This window comes from Psychrobacter sp. (assembly GCF_036731945.1).
In the GTDB taxonomy this organism is placed as follows: Bacteria; Pseudomonadota; Gammaproteobacteria; order Pseudomonadales; family Moraxellaceae; genus Psychrobacter.
Genome location: NZ_DAINDI010000021.1, coordinates 14010 through 18030 on the forward strand (window position 1 = coordinate 14010; position 4021 = coordinate 18030).

Sequence of the window (4021 nt, forward strand, 5' to 3'; positions counted from 1 at the left end):
GAGACGATTTGGCAGCTGATTTATACCATTGGCGGTAAAAAGTTGGCGGGGTGGCTCGATATTGGTGAGCGGTTGGCATGGCTCAATCGCGGTTGCGGGGTAATATTTATTTTAATTGCCGCGGCGTTATTGGCTGAGGTTTTAAATGGTTTCTTGGTTTAGGAATTAATCAGGTTTATGTTTAACGTGATTTTTTAACAAGTGACACTTTTTCTAGAGAATTTTTATATAATTAAATTAATTATTGACTTTATTTGTTAAGGCGTTATTATTATCCCATTGATTTATAGCGCTTATCTTTTATAGGTGCTATATCATCCCAATTAATCTGCTATTGTCGCTCTGACATTGGCCACAACCTACGGAGGAATCATCGTGTCCTATTTAAACATTAAAACGTTTTTAAAGATTGAACGTATAAATTGCATGACAGCAATGACGACTTCGAAAAGGTTTGGCTGAATTTATATATCAGCTATGAGTGATATCTTGTTTATTGATATTAACGCATAGCCTTCTATATCTACTCACTCTATCCCTCTTCTAGGTACGCTATGTTAAAATAGCTCGTAATCGTGCTCGGCATTTCCGCGCTTGCTGTTAGCTGTTTATCCAAAATTTTACCTTACTGTTATTACCAATATTCTCGCCCCGCTCACGCTATTATTTAGTAAATAACTATTTATGTGTGTGCTATCTAAGCTGGCTATTTTTAAGCTGAATATTTTGGTAGCGTAAAAATTCTTTTTAAAACGTCCATCATAAATTAATCATACATTTTTATTGATTTTTTAATTAATAAAGAAGCGGTATTTTATTGTCTATTTCTTATGAAAAATAACTTATTGAGTGTTTTACTTAATGGTAATCAATAAGTAAATTATAAAGTTAAAGAAATAGGTAGATTAAAATATATTTTGTATGGTAATTAAAATAATAAAATGGAAATAATACATTATGAGCATTCAATTAGTATTAAATGAAAATAGTAAATCTGGCGTACCAGTCAAGATTTATACCTCAGATATTGAGCAAGAGGCGATGCAGCAGTTACGTAATTTGGCTCAGCTGGAGTTTGTACATTCGCATATCGCGGTGATGCCTGATGTACACGTTGGTAAAGGCGCTACCGTTGGAAGTGTGATTCCGACCAAATCCGCCATCATTCCTGCTGCAGTCGGTGTTGATATTGGCTGCGGTATGAACGCGGTGCGTCTATCTCTGACGGCAAGTGATTTGCCTGATAGTTTAAGGGCATTACGCTCAGTAGTGGAGCAGCAAGTGCCAGTTGGCTTTAATATGCACAAACAAATCCAAGCCAAAAACTCAACGCTTGACCCGTTAGGTAAACGCTTAAAACCGATTACTGATAAGCATCCAGATTTGCTCAAGATGCTCAAAGGCTTTGAGCGCACGTGGGCAAAGCAACTTGGCACATTGGGTGGTGGCAATCATTTCATTGAGCTGTGCTTAGACGAAAACAATGATGTCTGGGTCATGCTGCATTCTGGTAGTCGCGGCATTGGCAACTGTATCGGTCAGTACTTTATTAATCTTGCCAAAAAAGAACGTCAATCGCGCTTTGGTCATGTGCCAGATCGGGATTTGTCTTACTTTGCTGAAGGTTCTGATAGTTTTGCTGATTATGTTGAGGCGGTAGGCTGGGCGCAGGATTATGCGCTAGAAAACCGCCGTGAAATGATGCGTTTGGTCATTAAAGCCATGCAGTCACCACAAGCGGGGTTGCCACGTTTTCAGCTGACCAAAGAAGCCATCAATTGCCATCACAACTACGTCAATGAAGAGGTACATTTTGGTGAGCAAGTCTATGTCACGCGTAAAGGCGCTATCAGTGCCTACCAAGGTGAGCTGGGGATTATTCCCGGCTCTATGGGCGCAAAATCCTTTATCGTCCGAGGTCTTGGCAATGATGAATCGTTTTGCTCGTGCTCGCATGGCGCAGGGCGACAAATGAGCCGAGGCAAAGCCATACGGGCATTTACCATTGATGAGCTCAAAGCGCAAACCGAAGGCGTTGAGTGCCGTAAGGACAAAGGCGTCATCGACGAGATACCCGGTGCTTATAAAGACATTGAAGAGGTGATGGCCAACCAAGCCGACTTAGTTGAAGTGGTGCATACGCTGAAGCAAGTAATGTGCATTAAGGGTTAGTTGGTTTTGCAAAACAAATTTAGAGATATTAAAAATATAGGTAACAATATGAGCTTAAAACAAACCTTAAAAAAGGCCAAACAGATTGAACAGCAAGATGCTACAGCCAATCAAAACTTACTTGGTGCTATAAAACCGCGAAATTATCTGGCGTTAAATCCACTGCTCAAAAAAGGCGGTATTCATGAAAAAGAAGATATTGATATCGTGCGCAAAAAACGTCGCCGCGAAACTAAGCAGCAATTGCGGAAGACCGATTGGTTATCGTAGTAAAGACAATCAATTTTAACATCCACGCACAAAAAAGCCGCTCCCTACTTAAATAGAGAGCGGCTTTTTTATTTATACAGTTTTTTATAAAGGGTTAAGCCAATACCTCGATAAGCTCGCCTTTTACCATATGCGGACTGACAAAATCGGTCACGCGTACACTGACGATTTTACCCAGTAGCTCATCTACTTTATCAACGTCAAAAGGGAACATCACGGTACGGGTATTGTCCGCTGTGCCGATTAAGCAATCAGGGTGACGATTGGCCACTTGCTCGACCAAGACGCGAGTGGTAGTGCCGACCATTTCATGGGTTTTGGCAAGGGTTGAATCGATAATAACCTGTTGAAATTCTGCCAAGCGTGCTTTTTTGGTTGCGAAACTCACATCGTCAGGCAATTCTGCGGCTGGTGTGCCCGGACGCTTAGAATAGATAAAGCTATAAGAGTGATCGAAGTTTAATTCTTTTGCCAAATTCAGTGTATCTTGGAAGTCTTCATCAGTCTCGCCAGGGAAGCCAATGATAAAGTCACTCGATAGGTGAATGTCAGGGCGTATGGCTTTGAGCTTATTAATCTGATTGATATAAACATCAATGGTATGGTTGCGTTTCATCGCCGCCAAAATAGCATTTGAGCCACTTTGAACCGGTAGATGCAGGTGTGACACCAGCTCTGGCAACTTGGCATAAGCATCGATAATATCATCGGTGAACTCTAGCGGATGGCTGGTGGTATAGCGAATGCGCTCGACACCATCGACATGCGAGACATAATGCAAGAGCTCAGCGAAACGGCAAATACTGCCGTCGTCTTTTTCGCCGCGATAGCCGTTGACGTTTTGACCAAGTAGGTTAATCTCGCGCACGCCTTGAGTGGCAAGGCTATCAATTTCTGCCAAAACATCATCAAGCGGACGCGACAATTCTTCGCCGCGCGTATAAGGCACGACGCAAAATGAGCAATACTTCGAGCAGCCTTCCATGATAGAGACAAAGGCTTTATAGCCCTCTACTCTTGGTTCTGGTAAAAAATCAAACTTTTCAATACTTGGGAATGACACATCCACCGTACCGATACGGTTTTTAGGCGAGATAGAACGCTGCTCATGCGACTGGTCATACAGCTCTGGCAGACGGTGTAAGGTTTGTGGCCCAAAAACCATATCAACATAAGGTGCGCGTTTTTGGATATTATCGCCTTCTTGCGAGGCCACGCAGCCGCCAACACCGATAACCAAATCAGGGCGTTTTTCTTTTAATTTGCGCCAGCGGCCCAATTCTGAAAACACCTTTTCTTGCGCTTTTTCGCGAATTGAGCAGGTATTCATTAATAGCACATCGGCTTCGTCAATATTATGGGTAACTTCCATCCCGTGTGAATCGCCCAATACATCAAGCATTTTGCCAGAGTCATAGACATTCATCTGACAGCCTTGAGTGGTGACAAAGACTTTTTTCGGCGTACCACTGCCATTGACTGGAGTTTGGGCAGTAGACACTTGAACAGAGTTTGACGCTTCGAGTGCCATAACGGCAGGCGCAGTAACCCTGGTCTCAACAGTAGCGTCATCGATGCG

3 protein-coding genes are annotated in these 4021 nt (G+C 42.6%); 2 read left to right on the forward strand and 1 reads right to left on the reverse strand.

Annotated features, from left to right (window positions below):
- The first annotated feature begins 957 nt into the window (after positions 1–957).
- Positions 958–2172 carry an RtcB family protein gene (locus V7D75_RS06120; RefSeq protein ID WP_333613831.1) on the forward strand — a complete coding sequence of 405 codons (1215 nt, stop codon included), beginning with the start codon at positions 958–960 and terminating at the stop codon, positions 2170–2172.
- Between the two features lie 48 nt (positions 2173–2220).
- Positions 2221–2442 (forward strand): hypothetical protein, encoded by a 222-nt coding sequence (locus V7D75_RS06125; protein ID WP_333613854.1) that lies wholly within the window; start codon positions 2221–2223, stop codon positions 2440–2442.
- Positions 2443–2536: 94 nt separating this feature from the next.
- Here V7D75_RS06125 and miaB read toward each other — a convergent pair whose 3' ends face one another.
- Entirely contained in the window at positions 2537–4018 is a 1482-nt protein-coding gene (gene miaB, locus V7D75_RS06130) for a tRNA (N6-isopentenyl adenosine(37)-C2)-methylthiotransferase MiaB (protein ID WP_442968928.1), read from the reverse strand.
- Positions 4019–4021: the final 3 nt, after the last annotated feature.

What these genes read in the sequence shown, in the direction of transcription:
- V7D75_RS06120 (WP_333613831.1), top strand. Translation starts at nt 958, where the DNA reads ATGAGCATTCAATTAGTATTAAATGAAAATAGTAAATCTGGCGTACCA.
- V7D75_RS06125 (WP_333613854.1), top strand. Translation starts at nt 2,221, where the DNA reads ATGAGCTTAAAACAAACCTTAAAAAAGGCCAAACAGATTGAACAGCAA.